The sequence below is a fragment of the Pseudomonas sp. MBLB4123 genome (assembly GCF_051904775.1).
GTDB lineage: Bacteria > Pseudomonadota > Gammaproteobacteria > Pseudomonadales > Pseudomonadaceae > Aquipseudomonas > Aquipseudomonas benzenivorans_B.
Map to the genome: position 1 here is coordinate 3,169,619 of NZ_CP196711.1, position 25,519 is coordinate 3,195,137.

At 66.8% G+C, this 25,519-nt stretch carries 24 protein-coding genes and 1 pseudogene; 14 read left to right on the forward strand and 11 right to left on the reverse strand.

What is annotated here, in order from left to right:
• Positions 1 to 102 precede the first annotated feature (102 nt).
• The gene (gene dadA, locus ACSX1C_RS14655; protein WP_439886739.1) at positions 103 to 1,401 is read right to left on the reverse strand and encodes a D-amino acid dehydrogenase; all 1,299 of its coding nucleotides are present in this window, start codon (positions 1,399 to 1,401) and stop codon (positions 103 to 105) included.
• Positions 1,402 to 1,556: 155 nt separating this feature from the next.
• On the opposite strand from dadA, the gene dadR reads away from it, so the two are divergent.
• Positions 1,557 to 2,045 carry a transcriptional regulator DadR gene (gene dadR / locus ACSX1C_RS14660; protein ID WP_197857795.1) on the forward strand — a complete coding sequence of 163 codons (489 nt, stop codon included), beginning with the start codon at positions 1,557 to 1,559 and terminating at the stop codon, positions 2,043 to 2,045.
• Positions 2,046 to 2,215: 170 nt separating this feature from the next.
• A complete protein-coding gene (locus ACSX1C_RS14665; RefSeq protein ID WP_439886740.1) occupies positions 2,216 to 3,529 on the forward strand; it encodes an NAD(P)/FAD-dependent oxidoreductase in 1,314 nt (437 codons plus the stop codon).
• Between the two features lie 9 nt (positions 3,530 to 3,538).
• Here ACSX1C_RS14665 and ACSX1C_RS14670 read toward each other — a convergent pair whose 3' ends face one another.
• A complete protein-coding gene (locus tag ACSX1C_RS14670) occupies positions 3,539 to 4,714 on the reverse strand; it encodes an MFS transporter (protein WP_439886741.1) in 1,176 nt (391 codons plus the stop codon).
• A gap of 121 nt (positions 4,715 to 4,835) precedes the next feature.
• Positions 4,836 to 6,329, reverse strand: a complete 1,494-nt coding sequence (locus ACSX1C_RS14675) for an aldehyde dehydrogenase (RefSeq protein ID WP_439886742.1) — start codon at positions 6,327 to 6,329, stop codon at positions 4,836 to 4,838.
• Between the two features lie 234 nt (positions 6,330 to 6,563).
• On the opposite strand from ACSX1C_RS14675, the gene ACSX1C_RS14680 reads away from it, so the two are divergent.
• Positions 6,564 to 7,901 carry an aspartate aminotransferase family protein gene (locus tag ACSX1C_RS14680; protein WP_439886743.1) on the forward strand — a complete coding sequence of 446 codons (1,338 nt, stop codon included), beginning with the start codon at positions 6,564 to 6,566 and terminating at the stop codon, positions 7,899 to 7,901.
• Between the two features lie 22 nt (positions 7,902 to 7,923).
• Complete coding sequence (locus ACSX1C_RS14685) at positions 7,924 to 8,289, forward strand: cupin domain-containing protein (protein ID WP_439886744.1); 366 nt, start codon at positions 7,924 to 7,926, stop codon at positions 8,287 to 8,289.
• A 55-nt stretch (positions 8,290 to 8,344) separates the two neighbouring features.
• Here ACSX1C_RS14685 and ACSX1C_RS14690 read toward each other — a convergent pair.
• The 3 genes and pseudogenes from ACSX1C_RS14690 to rpmB all read right to left on the reverse strand — a co-directional run bounded on the left by ACSX1C_RS14690 (position 8,345) and on the right by rpmB (position 9,855).
• A pseudogene (locus tag ACSX1C_RS14690) lies at positions 8,345 to 9,306 on the reverse strand (IS1595 family transposase).
• A gap of 146 nt (positions 9,307 to 9,452) precedes the next feature.
• The gene (gene rpmG, locus ACSX1C_RS14695) at positions 9,453 to 9,608 is read right to left on the reverse strand and encodes a 50S ribosomal protein L33 (protein WP_003464575.1); all 156 of its coding nucleotides are present in this window, start codon (positions 9,606 to 9,608) and stop codon (positions 9,453 to 9,455) included.
• A 10-nt stretch (positions 9,609 to 9,618) separates the two neighbouring features.
• Positions 9,619 to 9,855 (reverse strand): 50S ribosomal protein L28, encoded by a 237-nt coding sequence (gene rpmB / locus ACSX1C_RS14700; protein ID WP_016495372.1) that lies wholly within the window; start codon positions 9,853 to 9,855, stop codon positions 9,619 to 9,621.
• A gap of 358 nt (positions 9,856 to 10,213) precedes the next feature.
• Here rpmB and ACSX1C_RS14705 point away from each other — a divergent pair, with 358 nt between their 5' ends.
• On the forward strand, positions 10,214 to 11,803 hold the full coding sequence (locus tag ACSX1C_RS14705) for an ABC transporter substrate-binding protein (protein ID WP_439886745.1): 1,590 nt from the start codon (positions 10,214 to 10,216) through the stop codon (positions 11,801 to 11,803).
• A gap of 19 nt (positions 11,804 to 11,822) precedes the next feature.
• On the opposite strand, the gene radC is transcribed toward ACSX1C_RS14705, so the two are convergent.
• A complete protein-coding gene (gene radC / locus ACSX1C_RS14710; protein WP_439886746.1) occupies positions 11,823 to 12,497 on the reverse strand; it encodes a RadC family protein in 675 nt (224 codons plus the stop codon).
• A 137-nt stretch (positions 12,498 to 12,634) separates the two neighbouring features.
• Here radC and coaBC point away from each other — a divergent pair, with 137 nt between their 5' ends.
• The 4 genes from coaBC to argB are packed head-to-tail and all read left to right on the forward strand — an operon-like array spanning position 12,635 to position 17,867.
• On the forward strand, positions 12,635 to 13,843 hold the full coding sequence (gene coaBC / locus ACSX1C_RS14715) for a bifunctional phosphopantothenoylcysteine decarboxylase/phosphopantothenate--cysteine ligase CoaBC (protein ID WP_439886747.1): 1,209 nt from the start codon (positions 12,635 to 12,637) through the stop codon (positions 13,841 to 13,843).
• A 2-nt stretch (positions 13,844 to 13,845) separates the two neighbouring features.
• Complete coding sequence (dut, locus tag ACSX1C_RS14720) at positions 13,846 to 14,301, forward strand: dUTP diphosphatase (RefSeq protein WP_439886748.1); 456 nt, start codon at positions 13,846 to 13,848, stop codon at positions 14,299 to 14,301.
• Between the two features lie 40 nt (positions 14,302 to 14,341).
• Entirely contained in the window at positions 14,342 to 16,933 is a 2,592-nt protein-coding gene (locus ACSX1C_RS14725) for a phosphomannomutase/phosphoglucomutase (RefSeq protein ID WP_439886749.1), read from the forward strand.
• A 28-nt stretch (positions 16,934 to 16,961) separates the two neighbouring features.
• The gene (argB, locus tag ACSX1C_RS14730) at positions 16,962 to 17,867 is read left to right on the forward strand and encodes an acetylglutamate kinase (RefSeq protein WP_439886750.1); all 906 of its coding nucleotides are present in this window, start codon (positions 16,962 to 16,964) and stop codon (positions 17,865 to 17,867) included.
• Positions 17,868 to 17,930: 63 nt separating this feature from the next.
• Here argB and ACSX1C_RS14735 read toward each other — a convergent pair whose 3' ends face one another.
• Complete coding sequence (locus tag ACSX1C_RS14735; RefSeq protein ID WP_439886751.1) at positions 17,931 to 18,530, reverse strand: DUF4124 domain-containing protein; 600 nt, start codon at positions 18,528 to 18,530, stop codon at positions 17,931 to 17,933.
• Between the two features lie 25 nt (positions 18,531 to 18,555).
• Positions 18,556 to 19,197, reverse strand: coding sequence for an orotate phosphoribosyltransferase (gene pyrE, locus ACSX1C_RS14740; protein ID WP_439886752.1), 642 nt, complete (start codon positions 19,195 to 19,197; stop codon positions 18,556 to 18,558).
• 93 nt (positions 19,198 to 19,290) lie between these two features.
• Between pyrE and ACSX1C_RS14745 the strand changes: the two genes are divergently transcribed.
• Positions 19,291 to 20,070: an exodeoxyribonuclease III gene (locus ACSX1C_RS14745; RefSeq protein ID WP_439886753.1), complete on the forward strand. Its 780-nt coding sequence runs from the start codon at positions 19,291 to 19,293 to the stop codon at positions 20,068 to 20,070.
• Positions 20,071 to 20,128: 58 nt separating this feature from the next.
• Here the strand turns inward: ACSX1C_RS14745 and ACSX1C_RS14750 are convergent, their stop codons facing one another.
• On the reverse strand, positions 20,129 to 20,497 hold the full coding sequence (locus ACSX1C_RS14750; protein ID WP_318644496.1) for a DUF4870 domain-containing protein: 369 nt from the start codon (positions 20,495 to 20,497) through the stop codon (positions 20,129 to 20,131).
• 30 nt (positions 20,498 to 20,527) lie between these two features.
• A complete protein-coding gene (gene rph, locus ACSX1C_RS14755) occupies positions 20,528 to 21,250 on the reverse strand; it encodes a ribonuclease PH (protein ID WP_439886754.1) in 723 nt (240 codons plus the stop codon).
• Between the two features lie 143 nt (positions 21,251 to 21,393).
• Between rph and ACSX1C_RS14760 the strand changes: the two genes are divergently transcribed.
• The 4 genes from ACSX1C_RS14760 to spoT all read left to right on the forward strand — a co-directional run bounded on the left by ACSX1C_RS14760 (position 21,394) and on the right by spoT (position 25,480).
• Positions 21,394 to 22,257 (forward strand): YicC/YloC family endoribonuclease, encoded by an 864-nt coding sequence (locus ACSX1C_RS14760; RefSeq protein WP_439886755.1) that lies wholly within the window; start codon positions 21,394 to 21,396, stop codon positions 22,255 to 22,257.
• A 52-nt stretch (positions 22,258 to 22,309) separates the two neighbouring features.
• Complete coding sequence (gene gmk / locus ACSX1C_RS14765; RefSeq protein WP_318644493.1) at positions 22,310 to 22,930, forward strand: guanylate kinase; 621 nt, start codon at positions 22,310 to 22,312, stop codon at positions 22,928 to 22,930.
• 118 nt (positions 22,931 to 23,048) lie between these two features.
• Entirely contained in the window at positions 23,049 to 23,312 is a 264-nt protein-coding gene (gene rpoZ, locus ACSX1C_RS14770) for a DNA-directed RNA polymerase subunit omega (RefSeq protein WP_439886756.1), read from the forward strand.
• 59 nt (positions 23,313 to 23,371) lie between these two features.
• A complete protein-coding gene (gene spoT / locus ACSX1C_RS14775) occupies positions 23,372 to 25,480 on the forward strand; it encodes a bifunctional GTP diphosphokinase/guanosine-3',5'-bis pyrophosphate 3'-pyrophosphohydrolase (RefSeq protein ID WP_318644491.1) in 2,109 nt (702 codons plus the stop codon).
• Positions 25,481 to 25,519: the final 39 nt, after the last annotated feature.

Here is a 25,519-nt window from a genome sequence, read left to right on the forward strand (position 1 = left end):
GACGGGGAACGGTGAATAAAAAGGCCCGGCGGAGCCGGGCCAAGCAGGATTCAAGGTCGCATGCGTGGCCGGAGGATGACAACGGCTACTCGCTAGCGGGGCTCAGTGCGCAGGCGCCGGGCTGACATGCTTGGGGGTTTCCTGGGCCTTGCCGTAACGGAAGATATCCAGGCCTTCGGCGCTGATCTGCGGGCGCTTGTTGGCCATCAGATCGGCGAGGAAGCGGCCGGAGCCGCAGGCCATGGTCCAGCCCAGTGTGCCGTGACCGGTGTTGAGGAACAGGTTGCGGAAGCTGGTGGCGCCGACGATCGGCGTGCCGTCCGGGGTCGCCGGGCGCAGGCCGGTCCAGAACTCCACCTGGCTGAGGTCGCCGCCCTGGGGATAGAGGTCACCGACTATCATCTCCAGGGTCTCGCGCCGGCGCGGGTTGAGGCTCAGGTCGAAACCGGCGATCTCGGCCATGCCGCCGACGCGGATGCGATCGTCGAAACGGGTGATGGCGACCTTGTAGGTCTCGTCGAGGATGGTCGAGGCCGGCGCCATGTCAGCATCGACGATCGGCAGGGTCAGCGAATAGCCCTTGAGCGGATACACCGGGGCCCGGACGCCCAGCGGCTTGAGCAGCTGCGGGCTGTAGCTGCCCAGGGCCAGCACGTAGCGGTCGGCGGTCTCCAGCTTGCCGTCGATCCACACGCCGTTGATGCGGTCGCCGGCGAAATCCAGGCGCTGGATGTCCTGGCCGAAACGGAATTCGACGCCCATCTGCTTGGCCATCTCGGCCAGCTTGGTGGTGAACAGCTGGCAGTCGCCGGTCTGGTCGTTGGGCAGGCGCAGGGCACCGGCCAGCTTGTCCTTGACCTTGGCCAGGGCCGGCTCGACGCGGGCGATACCGTCGCGGTCGAGCAGCTCGAAGGGCACGCCGGACTGCTGCAGCACGGCGATGTCCTTGGCGGCGTTATCCACCTGGGCCTGGGTGCGGAACAGCTGGGTGGTGCCCAGGCGGCGGCCTTCGTAGGCGATGCCGGTTTCGGCGCGCAGCTCGTCGAGGCAGTCGCGGCTGTACTCGGACAGGCGCACCATGCGCTCCTTGTTCACCGCGTAGCGACTGGCGGTGCAGTTGCGCAACATCTGCGCCATCCACAGGTACTGGTCGATGTCGGCGGTGGCCTTGATCGCCAGCGGCGCATGCTTCTGCAGCAGCCACTTGATGGCCTTCAGCGGCACGCCCGGCGCGGCCCAGGGCGAGGCATAGCCGGGCGACACCTGACCGGCGTTGGCGAAGCTGGTCTCCATGGCCGGAGCGGCCTGACGGTCGACCACCACCACCTCGAAGCCCTGACGGGCCAGGTAGTAAGCGCTGACCGTACCGATTACACCGCTGCCGAGCACCAGAACCCGCATTCTTCACTCCTCGCCGCGACTATGCGCTGACACTTGTTGCCTGGGAAGTTGATGTGCGCAGTATATTGAGCATCAGCCAGTGCTTCTCACTATATATAGCGCTATATTTGGCGAGAATTCTCGGCAAAAACCCGTTTCACGGAGGGGCATCCCCCATGCGCACCCAGCACCAGAGCCGACGCGAACTGGACAAGATCGATCGCAATATCCTGCGCATCCTTCAGGAGGACGGGCGCATTTCCTTCACCGAACTGGGCGAGCGGGTCGGCCTGTCCACCACGCCCTGCACCGAGCGGGTCCGCCGCCTGGAGCGCGAAGGCATCATCATGGGCTACCACGCCCGCCTCAATCCGCAGCACCTCAAGGCCAGCCTGCTGGTGTTCGTCGAGATCAGCCTGGACTACAAGTCCGGCGACACCTTCGAGGAGTTCCGCCGCGCCGTGCTCAAGCTGCCCCACGTGCTGGAGTGCCACCTGGTGTCCGGCGACTTCGATTACCTGGTGAAGGCGCGGATCAACGAGATGGCCAGCTACCGCAAGCTGCTCGGCGACATCCTGCTCAAGCTGCCCCACGTGCGCGAGTCGAAGAGCTACATCGTCATGGAGGAGGTCAAGGAGTCTCTGGCCCTGCCGGTGCCGGAGTAGCGCCCGGCCACAGCCCGGCGCTCGCTGACGTCCCTGCCGGCATCGGCACCGCCTGGATCGACGCCGATGCCGACGAGATTCCAGTTTTTTGCCCGCCCCCCTTGGCGAAAGGCGGACAGCGCGCTTATGCTGCGTAAAATTTTATAAACACAATAATCAGGATTTCACACATGAACGCCCGCGTTCGCCAACCGGTCCACAGCTCCCAGCACGCCGCCTCCTACTATGCCGCCAGCGTCAATCGCCAACTGGACTTCCCGCCCCTGGACGGCGAGTTGCGCGCCGATGTCTGCGTGGTCGGCGGCGGCTTCTCCGGGCTGAACGCGGCCATCGAGCTGGCGCAGAAGGGCCTGTCGGTGGTGCTGCTGGAGGCCCGCAAGGTCGGCTGGGGCGCCAGCGGGCGCAATGGCGGCCAGCTGATCCGCGGGGTCGGCCACGGCGTCGAGCAGTTCGAGCCGGTGATCGGCAACGACGGCGTGCGCCAGCTCAAGCTGATGGGCCTGGAGGCGGTGGAGATCGTCCGCCGCCGGGTCGAGCAGTTCGCTATCGACTGCGACCTGACCTGGGGCTACTGCGACCTGGCCAACAAACCCAGCCACCTGGCCGGCTTCGCCGAGGACGCCGAGGAGCTGCGCAGCCTCGGTTACCGCCACGAACTGCGCCTGCTGCAAGCCGAGCAGATGGGCGAGGTGGTCGGCTCCACGCGCTATGTCGGCGGCCTGATCGACATGGGCTCCGGCCACCTGCATCCGCTCAACCTGGCCCTGGGCGAGGCCGCCGCCGCCCAGAGCCTCGGCGTGCAACTGTTCGAGAACTCGCCGGCGACCCGCATCGACTACGGCCCCGAGGTACGGGTGCATACCGCCCGCGGCCAGGTGCGCGCCGCCCATCTGGTGCTGGGCTGCAATGCCTACCTCGGTCAACTGCAGCCCAGCCTCGGCGGCAAGGTGCTGCCGGCCGGCAGCTATATCATCGCCACCGAGCCGCTTGCCGAGGCCCAGGCCAAGGCACTGATCCCGCAGAACATGGCCCTGTGCGACCAGCGCGTGGCCCTCGACTACTACCGCCTGTCCGCCGACCGCCGCCTGCTGTTCGGCGGCGCCTGCCACTACTCGGGGCGCGATCCGGCGGACATCGCCGGCTATATGCGGCCGAAGATGCTGAAGGTCTTCCCCCACCTCAAGGACGTCAGGATCGCCTATCAATGGGGCGGCATGATTGGCATCGGCGCCAACCGCCTGCCGCAGATCGGCCGGCTCAAGGACCAGCCCAACGTGTTCTACGCCCAGGCCTACTCCGGCCACGGGGTCAATGCCACCCACCTGGCCGGCAAGCTGCTCGCCGAGGCGATCGCCGGCCAGGCCGGCGGCGGCTTCGAGCTGTTCGCCCGGGTGCCGCACATGACCTTCCCCGGCGGCCGCTACCTGCGCTCGCCGCTGCTGGCCCTGGGCATGCTCTGGCACCGCCTCAAGGAAGTGCTCTGAGGCCCGCAGCTAGCGCCTGAGGGCCTCCTCTCCAGCGCTCGCCGCCAGGGCGGGCGCCGGCTCGAAGCCGCTGTCGCGCCAGGCCAGCACCACGAACACCGCGGCGCCGAGGGCCATGAGCAGCGGCAGCGCATGGCCGGTCAGCCACTGACTGGCCGCTCCCGTGGCCAGGGGGCCGATCAGGCAGCCCAGGCCCCACAGCTGGGAGACATGGGCATTGGCGCGGACCAGCTCATCGTCACGGTAGCGCTCGCCGATGAGAATCAGCGCCAGGGTGAACAGCCCGCCGGCGCTGGCCCCGAACAGCACCAGCAACGGCCAGATCAGGGGCGAGTGCAGCAGCAACGGAATCGCCAGACTGGAACCCAGCAGCACCACGCCACAACCGCGGAACAGGCCGCGCCGCGAGATGCTGTCGGCGAGCAGACCGATCGGCAGCTGCAGCGCCGCGTCGCCGATCACCACCACGCTGACCATCAGCAAGGCCACCTCCTGGCTGAAGCCCTGACGCAGGCCGTAGATCGGCAGCAGGGTGAGCATCATCGCCTCGAAGGCGGCGAACAGCATCACCGCCCAGGCGATCGCCGGCAGCCGGCGACAGAACGCCGGCAGGCCGCGCCCCGAGGCGCTCCGGGCATCGACCCGGGGCGCGCCGCTGCGCCCGAGCAGCAACAGCGAGCCGCCGATCAGCAGGCCGGTGCCGGCCCAGAAGCCCAGATCGCTGGCGGTGCCCAGGGCGGTGAGCAGCAGGGGTCCACAGAGCTGGCTCAGCGCATAGCCGGTGCCGTACAGCGCCACCAGCCGGCCGCGCCACTTCTCCACCGCCAGCTGGTTGATCCAGCTCTCGCCGAGAATGAACACCAGGGTCAGGGCCACACCGATCAGCAGCCGCAGCAGCAGCCACAGGGCATAGTTCTGCATGAAGGCCAGCAGCGCCACCGACAGCGCGCTGCACAGCAGGCTCAGCTGCATCAGGCGGGTGGTACCCACCCGTGCGGCCAGGCGGCCGGCCAGGGAGGCGCCGAGCAGCACGCCGACCGCCGGCGTGGCCGCCATCACACCGATGGTGAAGGCGTCATGCCCCCAACTCTCCAGGCGCAGCGAGACCAGCGGCATGGTCACCCCGAGGGCCAGGCCGATGCTGATCACCGCCGAACAAACGGCGAAATAGGTACCCCAACGCATCTTCTCTCTCCTTTCCGTGGAGGCCCAACGTAAACGGCCGGACCCCCTTTCAGGAAGCCCGGCCGCAGGCGTGGCTCGTCAGAGCCGACCTCGAACTGCGGGCACCTGGCCCGCGCTGGCTTCAGAGCTTGATCCAGGTCGCCTTCAGTTCGGTGTACTTGTCGAAGGCGTGCAGCGACTTGTCACGGCCGTTGCCGGACTGCTTGAAGCCGCCGAAGGGCGCGGTCATGTCGCCGCCATCGTACTGGTTGACCCAGACGCTGCCGGCGCGCAGCGCCTTGGCGGTCAGGTGGGCCTTGGACAGGTTGCTGGTCCACACCGCCGCGGCCAGGCCGTAGACGGTGTCGTTGGCGATGGCCACGGCCTCTTCCACCGTGTCGAAGCCGATCACCGACAGCACCGGGCCGAAGATCTCCTCCTTGGCGATGCGCATGGCGTTGTCCACCCCGTCGAAGATGGTCGGCTCGACATAGGTACCGCCGGTCTCCTCCAGCACCCGCTTGCCGCCAGCCACCAGCTTGGCGCCGTCGTCGTGGCCGGCCTGGATGTAGCCCAGCACGTTGTTCATCTGGGTGCTGTCGACCAGGGCACCGACGTTGGTCGCCGGGTCCAGCGGGTTACCCGGTTTCCAGCTCTTGATCGCCTCGACCACCAGGGGCACGAACTGCTCCTTGATCGAGTTCTCCACCAGCAGGCGCGAGCCGGCGGTGCACACCTCGCCCTGGTTGAAGGCGATGGCGCCGGCCGCGGCCTCGGCAGCGGCCTTGAGGTCCGGGGCGTCGGCGAAGACGATGTTCGGGCTCTTGCCACCGGCCTCCAGCCATACCCGCTTCATGTTCGACTCGCCGGCATAGACCATCAGCTGCTTGGCGATCTTGGTCGAGCCGGTGAACACCAGGGTGTCGACGTCCATGTGCAGGGCCAGGGCCTTGCCCACGGTGTGACCGTAGCCCGGCAGCACGTTGAACACGCCGGCCGGGATGCCGGCCTCGATGGCCAGCTGGGCGATGCGAATGGCGGTCAGCGGCGACTTCTCGGACGGCTTGAGGATCACCGAGTTGCCGGTGGCCAGCGCCGGGCCGAGCTTCCAGCAGCTCATCAGCAGCGGGAAGTTCCACGGCACGATGGCGGCGACCACGCCGATCGGCTCGCGGGTCACCAGACCCAGCTCGTCGTGCGGGGTGGCGGCCACCTCGTCGTAGATCTTGTCGATCGCCTCGCCGCTCCAGCGAATGGCACGGGCGGCGCTGGTCACGTCGATATGCAGCGAATCGCCGATCGGCTTGCCCATGTCCAGGGTTTCCAGCAGGGCCAGCTCTTCGCCGTGCTGCTCGATCAGGTCGGCGAAGCGGATCATCACGGCCTTGCGCTTGACCGGCGCCAGACGCGACCAGACGCCGGAGTCGAAGGTGGCACGGGCGCCGGCCACGGCGATCTCGGCGTCCGGCGCATCGCAGCTGACCACCTGCGCCAGCAGGCGCCCATCCACCGGACTGATGCACTCGAAGGTGGCGCCGGACTGCGCCGCGCAATATTCGCCGTGAATAAAGGCACGGCCTTCTACTTTCAGGGTCTTGGCGCGCTGTTCCCAGTCGGCGCGGGTCAGGCTAGTCATGCGGGCATCCTCTATCGGTAATGAGCGCTTCGGGTTCGACCGCGAGCACTGTCAATAATTCTGCAAGGCCAAGGCAGGCCGTTTTCCTGCTGGCAACACTAAACCACTGCGCCCTACATTTTCAATATTTTTGACAAAGCCGGATAAAACCCCCTTGTCATGTTCATTTTATTAAACATAGACTGCGCGAAATCGCTCCACAGCTCCCATTTTTAGCGCGTTTGGATGGCCAGCATGACACTCGAAACCCCTTCGCAAGCGAACGAAATAAACAACAACCTCGCCGACTTCTGGATGCCCTTCACCGCCAACCGCCAGTTCAAGGCCCGTCCGCGCCTGCTGGAAAGTGCCGAAGGCATGTATTTCACCAGCACCGACGGGCGCAAGGTATTGGACGGCACCGCCGGGCTTTGGTGCTGCAACGCCGGCCACGGTCGTCGGGAAATCACCGAGGCGGTGAGTCGGCAGATCGCCAAGCTGGACTTCGCCCCGACCTTCCAGATGGGCCACCCGCTGCCGTTCGAGCTGGCCAGCCGCCTGGCGGAGATCGCCCCGCCCGGCCTGAACAAGCTGTTCTTCACCAACTCCGGTTCGGAGTCGGCCGACACTGCACTGAAGATCGCCCTGGCCTACCAGCGCGCCATCGGCCAGGGCACCCGCACCCGCCTGATCGGCCGCGAGCTGGGCTACCACGGTGTCGGTTTCGGCGGCATCTCGGTCGGCGGCATGGTCAACAACCGCAAGGCCTTCCCGCTGCAACTGCCAGGGGTCGATCACCTGCCGCACACCCTGGACATCGAGCGCAACGCCTTCAGCCGCGGCCTGCCGCCGTTCGGCGTCGAGAGAGCCGACGAGCTGGAGCGCCTGGTCACCCTACACGGCGCCGAGAACATCGCCGCGGTGATAGTCGAGCCGATGTCCGGCTCGGCCGGGGTGGTGCTGCCGCCGGCGGGCTACCTGCAGCGCCTGCGCGAGATCACCCAGAAGCACGGCATCCTGCTGATCTTCGACGAGGTGATCACCGGCTTCGGCCGCGTCGGCCAGGCCTTCGCCGCCCAGCGCTGGGGCGTCACCCCGGACATCATCACCTGCGCCAAGGGCCTGACCAACGGCGCCATCCCCATGGGTGCGGTGTTCGTCGACGAGAAGATCCACGACGCCTTTATGCAGGGTCCGGACGGCATCGAGCTGTTCCACGGCTATACCTATTCCGGGCACCCGGTGGCCTGCGCCGCCGCCCTGGCGACCCTGGACATCTACCAGGGCGAACGGCTGTTCGACCAGGCCATCGAGCTGGAAGGCTACTGGCAGGATGCCCTGCACAGCCTGCAGGGCCTGCCCAACGTGATCGACATCCGCGCCGTCGGCCTGGTCGGCGGCGTGCAGCTGGCGCCCAGCGACCAGGGCGCCGGCAAGCGCGGCTACCAGGTGTTCGAGCAGTGCTTCCACAACGACCTGATGGTGCGGGTGACCGGCGACACCCTGGCCATGTCGCCGCCGCTGATCGTGGAGAAGGCGCAGATCGACAGCCTGGTCGAGAAGCTCGCCGACGCGATTCGCCAGGCCCACTAACCGACAACCACGGAGCCACAAGATGAATATCGAACAGATCGTCGACTTCGCCCAGGCCGGCAGCGCCGCCGAGCACTACCGCCCGGCACCGGAGAAGGTCCTCAAGGGCGACCCCGAGCAGAGCGTGCGCAACCACTACGCCAGCCCCTGCGGCCAGTTCAACAGCGGCGTCTGGGAGGGCGCAGTCGGCCAGTGGCGCATCAGCTACAGCGAGCACGAGTACTGCGAGATCCTCCAGGGCGTCTCGGTGATCCGCGACGCCGCCGGCAATGCCAGAACCGTGCGCGCCGGCGACCGCTTCGTTATCCCCGCCGGTTTCGAGGGCACCTGGGAAGTCCTCGAGCCCTGCCGCAAGGTCTATGTGATCTTCGAACAGGCGCCGGCCTGAACCCGCGCTTTTCCTGCGTCACCCTTTAGCCCGCGTCATGCGGGCTTTTTTTTGGCTATGTCCCAATAGCGTGTTGCATGGTTCGTCCTACCGCCTCCTGGATGCAGTGAACCGGCCGAATGCCGTGCTGATAGCGCTCCAGCATACGGCGCCAGCCCAGATAGTTCGGGAGGTAGCGGGTGGCCACGCCATGAAAGCGGGTCATCCAGTTCTTCAGTCGACTGTGGTAGGCATTGACGTTCTGGATATGGAAGGCGCCCTGGCGTACGCGCTGGCCGGGGCGAGCATGCACGACCTGATGGGTGATGCCCTGCACCCGGGCGAAACTGGCATAGACCGCCGCTCCGTCAGTGCACAGCACGGACTCCTGATCGATCAGTGGCGCCAGCGCTTTGCGTACATGCACAGCATCGAGCTTGGCCAGTGTGAAGTCAGCGGTGTGCCCCTCCCGGTCGCGCACCACCATCACCGGGATTTGGTCTTTCCCCGTGCCGCGGGTCACGCTGAACCGCCCCGTTTACGCGGCGGCCGCGGTAAGCGTCACTGACCTTTGAATGACTCCAGAAAGAACGTCTCGTCCACTTCGACAATCCCGCTCTCATGGGTGGCGTGATGCTCGGCGGCTGCCGCCAGGAAGCGGTGCCTCCAGAGAAGCGCGGTGTTCTTACTGATGCCGCACGCCTTGGCAGCCTTGCGCACGCTCAGCCCATTAATCAGTGCCTGGGCATAGTCTTTCCAGCGCTCGGGGTAGTGCAGGCGGGCAAGGCCGGTTGCCGACAACGCGGTACACGTCCGTCGGCAGCTACGGCAGCGATAGCGACGCAGACCACGCGACCATCCCCAGGGCGCGAGGTATCTCGCAGCGGCCTGGCAATGCGGGCAACTCTGCAGCGCCGGCAGGTCATCAAGCACCGCTGTTGTGGGCGGGCTCTGCAGGGCTTGATGAAGCGCGGATTTCTGCTGGGGGCTGAGCTGGCCCAGTTGAGCCAGCCAGTGGTGAAAGGCTTGAGTATCCATGATGGGCAAACCTCCCGAGCGGATGCCTGCCTTTCAGATTAGTTCTTGCAACACATCGTTGGGACATAGCCTTTTTTTTGCGCGCCGGGACGCAGAAACGAAAAAGCCCGCCATGAAGGCGGGCTTTTCGGCAAGGCGCGGATCAATTACTTGATCTTGGCTTCCTTGTACATCACGTGCTTGCGTACGACCGGATCGAATTTCTTGATTTCGATCTTGTCGGGGGTGGTGCGCTTGTTCTTGTCGGTGGTGTAGAAGTGGCCGGTACCGGCGCTGGACACCAAACGGATCAGTTCACGCATGATTAGCTCCTTAAACCTTTTCGCCGCGAGCGCGCAGCTCGGACAGCACTACGTCGATGCCACGCTTGTCGATGACGCGCATGCCCTTGGCGGAAACGCGCAGACGCACGAAGCGCTTCTCGGACTCGACCCAGAAGCGATGGTGCTGCAGGTTCGGCAGGAAACGACGACGGGTTTTGTTGTTCGCGTGGGAAATGTTGTTCCCGGTTACCGGACCCTTACCGGTAACTTGACAGACTCTCGACATGCCTCAGCCCTCTAAACCACATGCCCAACCCGGCATGGGTTGGCCGCTTAAACTCAATGTCATTGGCGCTCTGCGCCACGTTTCTCGAGGGTCTTACCGGCTACAGCTGAAAGCGCAAGAACCGGGCCCCTAGAAAAGAGCGCTGCTTTATACCAGAAAGCCCCAGGAGCAACAAGGTCGAATGCACTCGCCTGCCGCGACGCAAGCGCGGCAGGGGGCCCTGCCAGGCGGCGCGCGCGGGGCGCGGGACGCCCCGACCATTCGTCGCCGCGACTCATTGTTCCGCCGCGCCCTTATGGTCTAGGGTAGGACCTGCCGGCTCGCCTCAGGAAGCGCGCCACGTCATCTGGAGTCCGCCATGCGCCTTGCCGTCCTACCCCTGCTGTTCGCCCCGCTGCTGAGCCCCCTGCTCGCCCAGGCCACCACCCTCAGCGTCTGCACCGAAGCCAGCCCGGAGGGTTTCGACGTGGTGCAGTACAACTCGCTGACCACCACCAACGCCTCCGCCGATGTGCTGATGAACCGCCTGGTGGAGTTCGACGCAGCCAGCGGCACCCTGCAGCCGAGCCTGGCCCAGGACTGGGAGATCAGCGAAGACGGCCTGAGCTACAGCTTCGAGCTACGCCCCGGAGTGCAGTTCCACAGCACCGATTACTTCAGCCCCAGCCGAGCCCTGAACGCCGACGACGTGCTGTTCAGCTTCCAGCGCATGCTCGACCCCGAACACACCTGGCACCAGGTCGCGCCGAGCGGTTACCCCCACGCCCAGTCGATGCAGTTGCCCGGCCTGGTGGCGCGCCTCGACAAGCTCGGCGAACACCGCCTGCGCTTCACCCTCAACCGCCCCGACGCCACCTTCCTCGCCACCCTGAGCATGGGCTTCGCCTCCATCTATTCGGCCGAATACGCCGCGCAACTGCTCGCCGCCGGCACCCCGGAGCGCCTCAACAGCCAGCCGATCGGCACCGGCCCCTTCGTCTTCAAGCGTTTCCAGAAGGACGCCCTGGTGCGCTACAGCGCCAACCCCGAGTATTTCGCCGGCAAGCCGGCAGTGGACGAGCTGGTGTTCGCCATCACCCCCGACGCCAACGTGCGCCTGCAGAAGCTGCGCCGCGGCGAGTGCCACATCGCCCTGTCCCCCAAGCCCCAGGACGTGCACAGCAGCGCCGCCGACGAGCGGCTCGAGAGCGTGCATACCGCGGCCTTCATGACCGCCTTCGTCGGCATCAACAGCCAGCACCCGCCACTGGACCGGCCAGCCGTGCGCCAGGCGATCAACCTGGCCTTCGACAAGGCCAGCTACCTGAAGGCGGTATTCGAAGGCAGCGCCGAGGCGGCCAGCGGGCCCTATCCGCCCAACACCTGGAGCTTCGCCAGCGAGCTGCCGGGCTACCCCCACGACCCGGCCAGGGCCCGCACCCTGCTGGCCGAGGCGGGCCTGAGCGAGGGGTTCGAGACGACCATCTGGACCCGGCCCTCGGGCAGCCTGCTCAACCCCAATCCGGCCCTCGGCGCGCAGCTGCTGCAGGCCGACCTGGCCAAGATCGGCATCCGGGCAGAGATCCGCGTGATCGAGTGGGGCGAGCTGATTCGCCGGGCCAAGGCCGGCGAGCACGACCTGCTGTTCATGGGCTGGGCCGGCGACAACGGCGACCCGGACAACTTCCTGACCCCGCAGTTCTCCTGCGCCGCGCTCGAGTCCGGCCTGAACTTCGCCCGCTACTGCGACCCGCAGCTGGACCGCCTGATCAGCGGGGGCAAGACCACCAGCGAGCAGGCAATACGCAGCGCGCTGTACCGCCAGGCCCAGGAGATCATCCAGCGCCAGGCACTGTGGCTGCCCCTGGCCCACCCCACCGCCTTCGCCCTGACGCGCAAGGAAGTCGAGGGCTACCGCGTCAGCCCCTTCGGTCGTCAGGACTTCGCCCGGGTGCGCATCGCCCCCTGAGCCGAGCCGCCGCCCGGCCCTATAACCAGCCGTACTCGGCCAGGGACAGGGGCTCGCCGTCGCCGACGATGAAATGGTCGAGCACCCGCACCTCCACCAGATCCAGCGCCTCCTTGAGGCGCCTGGTCAGCAGCCGATCCGCCTGGCTCGGCTCGGCCACCCCGGAGGGGTGATTGTGGGTGAGGATCAGCGCCGCCGCGTTGTGCGCCAGGGCCCGCTTGACCACCTGGCGCGGGTAGACGCTGGCGCTGTCGATGGAACCATGGAACAGCGCCTCGAACGCCAGCACCCGGTGCTTGGCATCGAGGAACAGGCAGCCGAACACCTCGTGGGGCTCATGGCGCAACAGCGCCTTCAGGTAATCGCGCACTGCTTGCGGGCTCTCCAGGGCCGAGTCGCGGCGCAGTTGCTCGGCCAGGTGGCGGCGGGCCATCTCCAGCACCGCCTGCAGCTGGGCGAACTTCGCCGGCCCCAGCCCCAGACGCCGGCTGAAGGCCGGCAGATCGGCCTGCAGCAGGGCGCGCAGGCCGCCGAAGTCGCCGAGCAGGTGGCGCGCCAGGTCCACCGCGCTCTGCCCGGCCACGCCGGTGCGCAGAAAGATCGCCAGCAGTTCGGCGTCGCTCAGGGTCGCGGCCCCCTGGGCCAGAAGTTTCTCCCGCGGGCGCTCCGCCGCGGGCCAGTCGCGAATGCTCATTGCACCTCCGTGTCGAGCCGGGCGCCGCTGCTCCACTGCGGTCGCTGTGCTATCGTAGCCCATCTTTTTGCGCGGCGATCGGCCTGGGGAGGCGTCATCGCCGCGGCGCACATCCACCCTATATAAAAGGCAGGCCTATGCAGCGGCTTTATCGCAAACGCATCATCGTCGGCGTGGGGGGTGGCATTGCCGCCTACAAGAGTGCCGAGCTGGTTCGCCGGCTCAAGGATCAGGGCGCCGAAGTCCGGGTGGTGATGACCCGGGGCGGTCGCGAGTTCATCACCCCGCTGACCCTGCAGGCGCTGTCCGGCCACCCGGTGCACCTGGACCTGCTCGACCCCGCCGCCGAAGCCGCCATGGGCCATATCGAGCTGGCCCGCTGGGCCGATCTGGTACTGATCGCCCCGGCCACCGCCGACCTCATGGCACGCCTGGCCCAAGGCGTGGCCGACGACCTGCTGAGCACCCTGGTGCTGGCCACCGACGCCACGGTCGCCCTGGCGCCGGCGATGAACCAGGCGATGTGGCGCGACCCGGCGACCCAGGCCAACGCCCGCCTGCTGGCCGAGCGCGGCCTGCGCCTGTTCGGCCCGGCCGCAGGCGAACAGGCCTGCGGCGACGTCGGCCCCGGGCGCATGCTCGAGGCCGAGCAGCTGGCCCAATGCGCCGCCGACTGCTTCGAGCTCCAGTCGCTGACCGGCAAGCACGTGCTGATCACCGCCGGCCCGACCCAGGAAAACATCGACCCGGTGCGCTATATCACCAACCACAGCTCCGGCAAGATGGGCTTCGCCCTGGCCGAGGCCGCCGCCGAAGCCGGTGCCCGGGTCACCCTGGTCAGCGGCCCGGTGCACCTGCCGACCCCCGACCGGGTCACCCGCATCGACGTGGTCAGCGCCCGCGACATGCTCGCCGCCTGCGAGGCGGCGATGCCCTGCGACCTGCTGATCGCCGCCGCCGCCGTCGCCGATTACCGCCCGGAAGTGGTGGCCGCGCACAAATTGAAGAAAGACCCGAGCAACGGCGACGGCCTGCTCCTGCAGATGGTGCGCAACCCGGATATCCTCGCCACCCTGGCCCGGCGCAGCGACCGTCCCTTCAGCGTCGGCTTCGCCGCCGAGACGGAGAACCTGCTCGAATACGCCGCACGCAAGCTCAAGGACAAGAACCTCGACCTGATCGTCGCCAACGACGTGGCCAACCCGAGCATCGGCTTCAACAGCGAGGAGAACGCCATCACCGTCATCGACCGCGAACTGGGCCAGAGTGCCTTCGCCCAGACCAGCAAGAGCAAGATCGCCCGCCAGCTGGTGGCCTTTATCACCGACCGACTGAACAAGAACTGACCATGCACGCATTGCAAGCCAAGATTCTCGACCCGCGCCTCGGCCGCGACTTCCCCCTGCCGCAGTACGCCACCCCGGGCTCCGCCGGCCTCGACCTGCGCGCCATGCTCAAGGAGGACGTCGTCCTCGAGCCCGGCCAGACCCTGCTCATCCCCACCGGCCTGTCGATCTATATCGGCGACCCCGGGTTGGCGGCGATGATCCTGCCCCGCTCGGGACTCGGCCATAAGCACGGCATCGTGCTCGGCAACCTGGTCGGCCTGATCGACTCGGACTACCAGGGCGAACTGATGGTCTCCTGCTGGAATCGCGGCCAGACCCCGTTCAACATCGCCGTCGGCGAGCGCATCGCCCAGCTGGTCCTGGTACCGGTGGTGCAGGCCCATTTCGAGCTGGTCGAGCAGTTCGACCAGAGCCAGCGTGGCGCCGGTGGTTTCGGCCACTCGGGTAGCCATTGACCCCGATACCTTCCAGGATGAATCGCCGAGGAGCCCTTCGATGAAACTCTTCAAGCGCACCGCCAAGGATGCCCAGCCCAGCGCCACACCCCGCGGCGGCAATGGCGCCGGCCAGCGGCCCCTGGCGGCGCTGCTACCAGGCCTGCTGGCCGTCGTCACGGGCCTGTTCCTGGCCGCCGGCCTGCTGTGGTTCGGCGTACTGGCCAGCACCCAGCACCAGCAGCACCAGCAGCTGACCCAGGCCTGGGGCGGCGGCCAGGCCGCGACCCTGCAACTGGCACTGAAACAGCTGGCCAGCGACAGCCGGAGCGCCGCGCGCAATCCCCAGCTGCTGGAGGTCCTGCAGAGCCAGGACCGCGAACTTATTCGCACCGCCGAGCGCAGCCTCGGCCACTGGGCCGGGGTGGTCGATGCCCACCTCAACCCCCGCGGCCAAGCCAGGCAAGACATGGACCGCGAGGCCCCGATGAACTTCGCCGCACTGGACTTGCTGCGCCGCGTGGAGAACGGCCAGATTCCCGCGGCCGAGGCCTACAAGATCGGCGAACGCTGGCTGGTGTACAGCGCCGCACCGGTGCGCCTGAGCGATGACCAGCCGCTGCAGGGCACCCTGCTGCTGGCCTTCGACCTCCAGCACCTGCTGGCCAGCCTGCCGCCCCTGCCGGCGGGCATCGGCCGGTTGCAGCTGTTCCAGCAGTTCCCCGGCGCCCCCCAGCAGCTGCTGACCCAGCGCGGCCAGGCCGAAGGCGAGGGACAGCGCTTCGACAGCGGCAACCCCAACTGGACGCTCAGCTTCACCCCCGGCCCGGCCCTCGCCGCCTCGAGCGTCTCGATCCCCCTGCTCGGCCTCGCCGCCTTGTTGGCGCTGGCCGGTGCCGTGCTCGGCTTGCTGCTGGTGCATGGCAGCCTGCAACGGCGCCTGCACAACGATGTGCAGCAGCTCGGCCAACTGGTCAGAGAACTCTCGGCCGGCAAAGCCGTCAAAGCCTTCAGCCTGAGCCTGCCGGCTCTCGACAGCCTGGCCCAGACCCTGGCCCGCATGCCTCGCCGCGCCCACGAGGGCGCCTCGCAGGCTGCGGCGCAAGAGCGCCCGCAGGGCGCCATCCTCCCGGCCGCCACAGTGGCGCCGCAGGAACCAGCGGGTCTGGTCGATCCGCTGTTCCAAGACACCGATATCCTCGATATCGACATCCTCGACGACGACCAGGATCTCCTGGGACTGGAGCAGACACCCGCAATGAGTACCCCGCAAACCGCCCCGACCCTCCCCGCCGACATCTTCCGCGCCTACGACATCCGTGGCGTGGTAGGCAGCAGCCTGACCGCCGAAACCGCCTACTGGATCGGCCGCGCGGTCGGCTCGCAGAGCCTGGCGCAGGGCGAGGCGAACGTCGCTGTGGGCCGTGACGGGCGCCTGTCCGGCCCGGAACTGATGCAACAGCTGATCCAGGGCCTGCTCGACTGCGGCTGCACGGTGAGCGACGTCGGCATGGTGCCGACCCCGGTGGTCTATTACGCGGCCAACATCCTCGCCGGCAAGTCCGCGGTGATGCTCACCGGCAGCCACAACCCGCCGGATTACAACGGGTTCAAGATCGTCATCGCCGGCGACACCCTGGCCGGCGAGCAGATCCAGGCCCTCAAGGCACGCATCGACGCCAACGACCTGGTCAGCGGCGTCGGCAGCGTCGAGCAGGTCGAGGTGCTGCAGCGCTACTTCAAGCAGATTCGTGACGACATCGCCCTGGCCAAGCCCCTGCGCGTGGTGGTCGACTGCGGCAACGGCGCCGCCGGGGTGATCGCCCCGCAACTGATCGAGGCCCTGGGCTGCAGCGTGATCCCGCTGTACTGCGAGGTGGACGGCACCTTCCCCAACCACCACCCGGACCCGGGCAAGCCGGAAAACCTGGCCGACCTGATCGCCAAGGTCGAGGCCGAGCAGGCTGACCTGGGCCTGGCCTTCGACGGCGACGGCGACCGCGTCGGCGTGGTCACCAACAAGGGCAGCATCGTCTACCCGGATCGCCTGCTGATGCTGTTCGCCAAGGACGTGGTGTCGCGCAACCCCGGTGCCGACATCATCTTCGACGTCAAGTGCACCCGCCGCCTGACCCCGCTGATCAGCGGCTACGGCGGCCGTCCGGTGATGTGGAAGACCGGCCACTCGCTGATCAAGAAGAAGATGAAGGAAACCGGCGCCCTGCTGGCCGGCGAGATGAGCGGGCACATCTTCTTCAAGGAGCGCTGGTTCGGCTTCGACGACGGCATCTACGCCGCCGCCCGCCTGCTGGAGATCCTCAGCCAGGACAAGCGCGACGCCGAGCAGGTGTTCGCCGCCTTCCCCAGCGACATCTCCACCCCGGAGATCAACATCCCGGTCACCGAGCAGAGCAAGTTCGGCCTGATCGACAGCCTGCAGCGCGACGGACAATGGGGCGAAGGCAACATCACCAGCCTGGACGGCGTGCGCGTCGACTATCCCAAGGGTTGGGGCCTGGTGCGCGCCTCCAACACCACGCCGGTGCTGGTGCTGCGTTTCGAGGCCGACAGCGAGCAGGAACTCGAACGCATCAAGGACGTGTTCCGCAGCCAGTTGCAGCGCGTCGCCAGCGATATTCATCTACCGTTCTGAAAGAGCGATTCAGCATTTGGAGTCCCGCATGACCCTCGAGCGTGATGCCGCCGCCCAGGTGGCCAAGGTGCTATCCGAAGCCCTGCCCTATATCCGCCGCTTCGTCGGCAAGACCCTGGTGATCAAATACGGCGGCAACGCCATGGAGAGCGAGGAGCTCAAGCAGGGCTTCGCCCGCGACATCGTGCTGATGAAGGCGGTGGGCATCAACCCGGTGGTGGTGCACGGCGGCGGCCCGCAGATCGGCGACCTGCTCAAGCGCCTGTCGATCGAGAGCCACTTCATCGATGGCATGCGCGTCACCGACACCGCCACCATGGACGTGGTGGAGATGGTCCTCGGCGGCCAGGTCAACAAGAGCATCGTCAACCTGATCAACCAGCATGGCGGCAGCGCCATCGGCCTGACCGGCAAGGACGCCGGGCTGATCCGCGCCAGGAAGCTCAAGGTGACCCGCCAGACCCCGGAGATGACCCAGCCGGAGATCATCGACATCGGCCATGTCGGCGAGGTCAGCGGAATCAACACCGACCTGCTGAATATGCTGGTCCATGGCGACTTCATCCCGGTGATCGCGCCGATCGGCGTGGGCCCGGACGGCGAGTCCTACAACATCAACGCCGACCTGGTGGCCGGCAAGGTCGCCGAGGCGCTGCAGGCCGAGAAGCTGATGCTGCTGACCAACATCGCCGGGCTGATGGACAAGCAAGGCGAAGTGCTCACCGGCCTGAGCACCGAGCAGGTCGACGGCCTGATTGCCGACGGCACCATCTACGGCGGCATGCTGCCGAAGATCCGCTGTGCTCTGGAGGCAGTGCAGGGCGGGGTGACCAGCGCCCACATCATCGACGGCCGGGTACCCAACGCGGTGCTGCTGGAGATCTTCACCGACAGCGGCGTCGGCACCCTGATCTGCAACCGCAAGCGCCAGTAAGACCGCAAGGGCACCGGCCGCGGCGTCGGCCGGTCTGCCGAGGGGCTGCGGCCAGCCCAGGAATCAGGGCGAGGGGCGTGTACCCAGCAATTCGCCGAGCCGCGCCCGATCGGCGGCGAAGCTGGCCTGGGCCTGCTTGCGCGCCTCCTGATAGCGGCCGATATCCTTCTGCAGACGCTGCTGCTCGGCAATTTGATTGTCGATCTGCGCCAGCAGGTGCTCGGGCACTTCTCGTCCGGCACGCTCGTGCTCGGCCGCCTGGCTCTGCAGGTTGGCCTGCTGGGTACGGGCCGACTGCAGGTTGCCGCGGGCCACGCCGATCAGGGCATCCAGTTCGGCCAGCTTGCGCTCGAGCGCCCGGTCGACATCCTCTGGCGTTGTATAGAGGCGCAGCAGCTGCGCATCGCTGCCGGCACGGGCCTTGTCGGCCAATATCTGCCGACGCTCCTCGGCACTCGGCGCCGGGGGGATGACCTGGATCACCCGCCCCTGCTCGTTGAGCACCTGATAGCCCTTGGCGATGAACTCCGGCGGCACCCCCTGGCGACTGAGCACCGTGACGCCCTGATCGTCGACATAGCGGTACAACTCGGCCGCGTCCACCGCAACCGGCAGCAGCATGCCGAACAGCAGCGAACAGGGGATCAGGGCCGGTCTGCGCATCGGAGCACCATGTTATTCGGGGACGTTAGATTCCATATTCGGCGCGGTAGGCTTCGACCGCCGGTAGATACTGGCGCAGTTGCGCATCGTCTGCCAGGTATTCCAGCACCTGCTCCAGTGACACGATGCTCACTACCGGCATGCCGAAGTCGCGCTCGACCTCCTGGATCGCCGACAGCTGGCCCTGACCGCGCTCCTGGCGGTTGAGGGCGATCAGCACACCGGCGGCCTGGGCGCCCTGCCCCTGGATGATCTGCATCACCTCGCGAATGGCCGTGCCGGCGGTGATCACGTCATCGATGATCAGCACCTTGCCGGCCAGCGGCGCACCGACCAGGGTGCCGCCTTCGCCATGGTCCTTGGCCTCCTTGCGGTTGAAGCACCAGGGCAGATCGCGCTGATGGTGCTCGGCCAGGGCCACCGCTGTAGTCGCCGCCAGTGGAATGCCCTTGTAGGCCGGGCCGAACAGCACGTCGAAGGGAATGTCGCTGTCGACCACGGCCGCCGCATAGAACCGCCCGAGCCGGGCCAGGGCCAGCCCGCTGTCGAACAGCCCGGCGTTGAAGAAATAGGGGCTGGTGCGCCCGGACTTGAGGGTGAACTCACCGAAGCGCAGCACCCCGCGCTCGATGGCAAAACGAATGAAGTCGCGCTGGTACGCTTGCATGGAAAATCCCGGACGGCACGGATTTGGCTAGGAATTTGGCTAATTGAACACGAGCTCGGGTATCATACACGCACGTGTTTTTGGGGGCCATTTATGCGGATCATCAGTGTGAACGTGAATGGTATTCATGCTGCAGTCGAGCGCGGTTTGCTCAGCTGGCTGCAAGCACAGAATGCCGACGTCATCTGCCTGCAGGACACCCGCGCCTCCGCCTTTGAGCTGGACGACCAAGCCTTCCAACTGGATGGCTATTTCCTCTATGCCTGCGATGCTGAAGTGCCGAGCCAAGGTGGCGTGGCCCTCTATTCGCGGTTGCAACCCAAGGCGGTAATCAGTGGACTCGGCTTCGAAATGGCCGATCGCTACGGGCGCTACCTGCAGGCCGATTTCGACAAGGTGAGTATCGCCACCCTGCTGCTGCCATCCGGGCAGGGCGGCGACGAGGGCTTGAACCAGAAGTTCAAGTTCATGGACGACTTCACCCATTATCTGGACAAGCAACGGCGCAAGCGCCGCGAGTACATCTATTGCGGCTCGCTGTACGTGGCGCATCAGAAGCTGGACGTGAAGAACTGGCGCGACTGCCAGCAGTCGCCGGGCTTCCTGGCACCCGAGCGCGCCTGGCTGGACGAGGTGATCGGCAGCATGGGCTATGTCGATGCCCTGCGCGAGGTCAGCCGCGAGGGCGATCAATTCAGTTGGTGGCCGGACAGCGAACAGGCGGAGCTGCTCAACCTGGGCTATCGCTTCGACTACCAGCTGCTGACCCCGGGCATGCGTCGCAGCGTGCGTACCGCGCGCCTGCCGCGTCAGCCGCGCTTCTCGCAGCATGCGCCGCTGATCGTCGACTACGACTGGATTCTCAGCCTGTAAGCTCAGCGACAAACGAAAAAGCCGGCGATCAGCCGGCTTTTTCGTTTGTCGCATAGGCTTACTTCACCAGACGCCAGCAGATCGGATAACGATAAGCCTCGCCGGCATTGGCCTTGATGCCGGCGATGATCGTCAGCACCAAGGCGGTCAGGCTGACCAGCAGCATCAGGGGAAAGCCGATGATGATCCAGGCCAGCACGCCGCAGATCATCATCGCCAGACTGAAGGTGATCTGGAAGTTCAGCGCCTCCTTGCCCTGGTCATCGACGAAGGGCGCACTGTCCTTCTTCAACTGCCAGACGACCAGAGGCCCGATGACATTGCCGATCATCGGCACCAGGAACCAGAAGAAGGCCGCATAGTGGCAAAACATCGCCCATTGCCGCGCTTCCGGGCCGGGCGTCGGCACGAGTTCTTGCTGCTCCATCGCCTGTCTCCCTCGCTAGCCGCAGTGGCCTCAGTCGGCCAGCGCCGCCCGCTGCAGCTCGAACAGCTCGCCCATGCCCTTTTGCGCCAGGGCCAGCATGGCGTTCAGTTCCTCGGGCCGGAACGGCGCCCCCTCGGCGGTGCCCTGCACCTCGATGAAGCCGCCGGCGCTGGTCATCACCACGTTGAGATCGGTCTCGGCCGCCGAGTCTTCCAAGTAGTCCAGGTCCAGCACCGGCTCGCCCTGGTACATGCCCACCGACACCGCGGCGATCATCTGCTTGAGCGGGTCGCCGCCCTTCAGGCCACCGCGCTTCTTGACCACCTTCAACGCATCGACCAGGGCCACCATGGCGCCGGTGATCGAGGCGGTGCGGGTACCGCCGTCGGCCTGGATCACGTCGCAGTCCACGTACAGGGTGAACTCGCCCAGCTTGGACATATCCAGCGCGGCGCGCAGCGAACGCCCGATCAGCCGCTGGATCTCCAGGGTGCGCCCGCCCTGCTTGCCGCGACTGGCTTCGCGCTGGTTACGCTCGCCGGTGGCGCGCGGCAGCATGCCGTACTCCGCGGTCAGCCAGCCCTGGCCCTGGCCCTTGAGGAAACGCGGCACGCCCGACTCGACGCTGACCGTGCAGATCACCTTGGTATCACCGAACTCCACCAGCACCGAACCCTCGGCATGCTTGGTGTAGTTGCGGGTGATGCGGATCGAGCGCAACTGATCGGCCGCGCGGCCACTGGGACGTTTCATCGAGGGATACCTGCTCTGGAGTGAAATCTGCCCAGCATTATAAGGGCCATGGCCCGCCGGCGACATGACCAATTGGGAGCCGGCGGCGCTCTGCGCTACAATCCCGCGCCTTTCGTCCCGACTTTCCGCGAGGTTCGCCCCCCATGATCCACAGCATGACGGCCTTCGCCCGCGCCGAACAGGCCGGGCCAAATGGCACCCTGAGCTGGGAGCTGCGCTCGGTCAACCATCGCTACCTGGAACCGCACCTGCGCCTGCCGGAGGCCTTCCGCGACCTCGAGGGCGCGGTGCGCGAAGCGCTGCGCCAGGGCCTGTCGCGGGGCAAGGTGGAATGCACCCTGCGCTTCGCCGAGGACAGCGCCGGCAAGCCGCTGCAGGTCGATCGCGAGCGCGCCGCCCAGCTGGTCGCCGCCGCGGAGAGCGTCGCCAGCCTGATCAAGCAGCCAGCCCCGCTCAACCCGCTGGAAGTGCTGAGCTGGCCCGGCGTGCTGGTGGCCGATGCGGCCGATCCCCAGGCCCTCAATCAGGCAGCCCTGGCCCTGTTCAAGCAGGGCCTGGACGAGCTGAAGAGCGGGCGCGCCCGCGAAGGCGCGGAGCTGGCCAGGCTGCTGAACGAGCGCCTGGACGCCATCCTCGCGGAGGTCGCCGCCCTGCGCGAGCTGGTACCGCAGATGCTCGAGGCGCAGCGGCAGAAGATTTTCGAGCGCAGCGCCGAGATGCAGGTCGAGCTCGACCCCCAGCGCCTGGAGCAGGAGCTGGTGATCCTGGCGCAGAAGAGCGACGTGGCCGAAGAGCTCGACCGCCTCGGCACCCATGTCGGCGAGGTGCGCCGCGTGCTCAAGGCCGGCGGCCAGGCTGGCCGACGCCTGGACTTCCTCATGCAGGAGCTCAACCGCGAGGCCAACACCCTGGGCTCCAAGGCCTTCGACCCACGCAGCACCCAGGCGGCGGTCAACCTCAAGGTACTGATCGAGCAGATGCGCGAGCAGGTACAGAACATCGAGTAACCGCGCCCATGCGCACTGCTACTCTAGGATCAACGCTTTCCAGGATTCCTTCATGAGCCTCACCACCGGCACCCTCTACATCGTTTCCGCGCCCTCCGGCGCCGGCAAGACCAGCCTGGTCAAGGCGCTGATCGACAGCGAGCCGCTGATTCGCGTCTCGGTCTCCCACACCACCCGCGCCATGCGCCCCGGGGAAACGGACGGGGTGAACTACCACTTCGTCGACCACCAGCAGTTCCATGCCATGCTCGACCAGAGCGCCTTTCTCGAGCACGCCGAGGTCTTCGGCAACCTCTACGGCACCTCCCAGCGCTGGGTCGAACAGACCCTCGCCGAAGGCTACGACCTGATCCTGGAAATCGACTGGCAGGGCGCCCAGCAGGTGCGCCGGCTGATGCCGCAGGCCAAGTCCATCTTCATCCTGCCGCCGACCCAGGAGGCCCTGCGCCACCGCCTGACCAACCGCGGCCAGGACAGCGGCGAGATCATCGAGCAGCGCATGCGCGAGGCGGTCAGCGAGATGAGCCACTACGTCGAGTACGACTACCTGGTGATCAACGACGACTTCGCCCACGCCCTCAGCGATCTCAAGGCCATCTTCCGCGCCAACCAGCTGGTCCAGGAGGTTCAGCAACAGCGCCACAGCGGCCTGCTCGGCGAACTGCTGGCCTGAACGCCGGCGCGCCCCGCCTAAAACAGTACTTCCCTAAATGCTGGTGATTTTTTAGACTATTCAGTCCGCTCGCCCATCCGGGCCCAGCTCTATATCTGCATTTGCTACGAGGAACACCATGGCCCGCGTAACCGTCGAAGACTGCCTGGACAACGTTGATAACCGCTTCGAGCTGGTCATGCTCGCCACCAAGCGTTCGCGCCAGCTCGCCACCGGCGGCAAAGAGCCGAAAGTGGCCTGGGAAAACGACAAGCCGACCGTGGTCGCCCTGCGCGAAATCGCCGCCGGCCTGGTGGATCACGAGGTCATCGCCCAGGACGAGATCGTCGAAGAAGAGCCGTTGTTCGCCGCCTTCGAGGAAGAGGCCAACGAGCCTCTGTAAGCCATGCCTGGTCGAAGCGGCACGGCGCGGCGTCATGCGGGTCGGCAGGGGGAACACCCATGCCGAGCATAGACGCCCTCGCCGATCGGCTCTCGACCTATCTCGACGACGACCAGGTCAACCTGGTCCGTCGCGCCTACTTCTACGCCGAACAGGCCCACGACGGCCAACGCCGGCGTAGCGGCGAGGCCTACGTCACCCATCCCCTGGCCGTGGCCGGCATCCTCGCCGACATGCACATGGACCATCAGAGCCTGATGGCGGCCATGCTCCACGACGTGATCGAAGACACCGGCATCGCCAAGGAAGCGCTCAACGCGCAGTTCGGCGAGACCGTGGCCGACCTGGTCGACGGGGTCAGCAAGCTGACCCAGATGAACTTCGAGACCAAGGCCGAGGCGCAGGCCGAGAACTTCCAGAAGATGGCCATGGCCATGGCCCGCGACATCCGCGTGATCCTGGTCAAGCTGGCCGACCGCCTGCACAACATGCGCACCCTGGAGGTGCTGTCCGGCGAGAAACGCCGGCGCATCGCCAAGGAAACCCTGGAAATCTACGCCCCCATCGCCAACCGCCTGGGCATGCACAGCCTGCGCGTGGAGTTCGAGGACCTGGGCTTCAAGGCCATGCACCCGATGCGCTCCGAGCGCATCCGCGCCGCGGTGCGCCGCGCCCGCGGCAACCGCAAGGAGATCGTCAACAAGATCGAGGAGTCCCTGGTCCACTGCCTGGCCCGCGAGGGCCTGGAAGGCGAGGTGGTCGGCCGCGAGAAGCACCTGTACGGCATCTACCAGAAGATGCGCGGCAAGCGCCGGGCGTTCAACGAGATCATGGACGTCTACGCCTTCCGCATCGTGGTCGACAAGGTCGACACCTGCTACCGCGTGCTCGGCGCCGTGCACAACCTGTACAAGCCGCTGCCCGGGCGCTTCAAGGACTACATCGCGATCCCCAAGGCCAACGGCTACCAGTCGCTGCACACCACGCTGTTCGGCATGCACGGGGTGCCCATCGAGATCCAGATCCGCACCCGCGAGATGGAGGAGATGGCCAACAACGGCATCGCCGCCCACTGGCTGTACAAGTCCAGCGACGACGACCAGCCCAAGGGCACCCATGCCCGCGCCCGCCAGTGGGTCAAGGGCGTGCTGGAGATGCAGCAGCGCGCCGGCAACTCCCTGGAGTTCATCGAGAGCGTGAAGATCGACCTGTTCCCCGACGAGGTCTACGTGTTCACGCCCAAGGGCCGCATCATGGAGCTGCCCAAGGGCTCCACCGCGGTGGACTTCGCCTATGCGGTGCACACCGACGTCGGCAACACCTGCATCGCCTGCCGCATCAACCGCCGCCTGGCGCCGCTGTCCGAGCCGCTGCAGAGCGGCTCGACCGTGGAGATCGTCAGCGCCCCCGGCGCCCGACCGAACCCGGCCTGGCTCAACTTCGTGGTCACCGGCAAGGCGCGCACCCACATCCGCCACGCCCTCAAGCTGCAACGCCGCTCCGAGTCGATCAGCCTCGGCGAGCGCCTGCTGAACAAGGTGCTGGCCGGCTTCGACAGCCACCTCGACAAGCTGCCGGCCGAACGCGTGCAGGCGGTGCTCGGCGAATACCGCCTGGAGCTGATCGAGGACCTGCTCGAGGACATCGGCCTGGGCAACCGCATGGCCTACGTGGTGGCCCGCCGCCTGCTCACCGAGGGCGGCGAGGAGCCGCCGAGCGCCGAGGGCCCGCTGGCGATCCGCGGCACCGAGGGCCTGGTGCTCAGCTATGCCAAGTGCTGCACGCCGATCCCCGGCGACCCCATCGTCGGCTACCTGTCGGCCGGCAAGGGCATGGTGGTGCACCTGGAGAGCTGCCGCAATATCGGCGAAATCCGCCACAACCCGGAGAAATGCATCCAGCTGTCCTGGGCCAAGGACGTCGCCGGCGAGTTCAACGTCGAGCTGCGCGTCGAGCTGGAGCACCAACGCGGCCTGATCGCCCTGCTGGCCGGCAGCGTCAACGCCGCCGACGGCAACATCGAGAAGATCAGCATGGACGAGCGCGATGGCCGCATCAGCGTGGTCCAGCTGGTGGTCAGCGTGCACGACCGGGTGCACCTGGCGCGGGTGATCAAGAAACTGCGCGCCCTCGCCGGGGTGATCCGCATCACCCGCGTGCGCGCCTGACCCCACTGCGCCGACCGGCCAGTCAGTTTCCCCACAGCT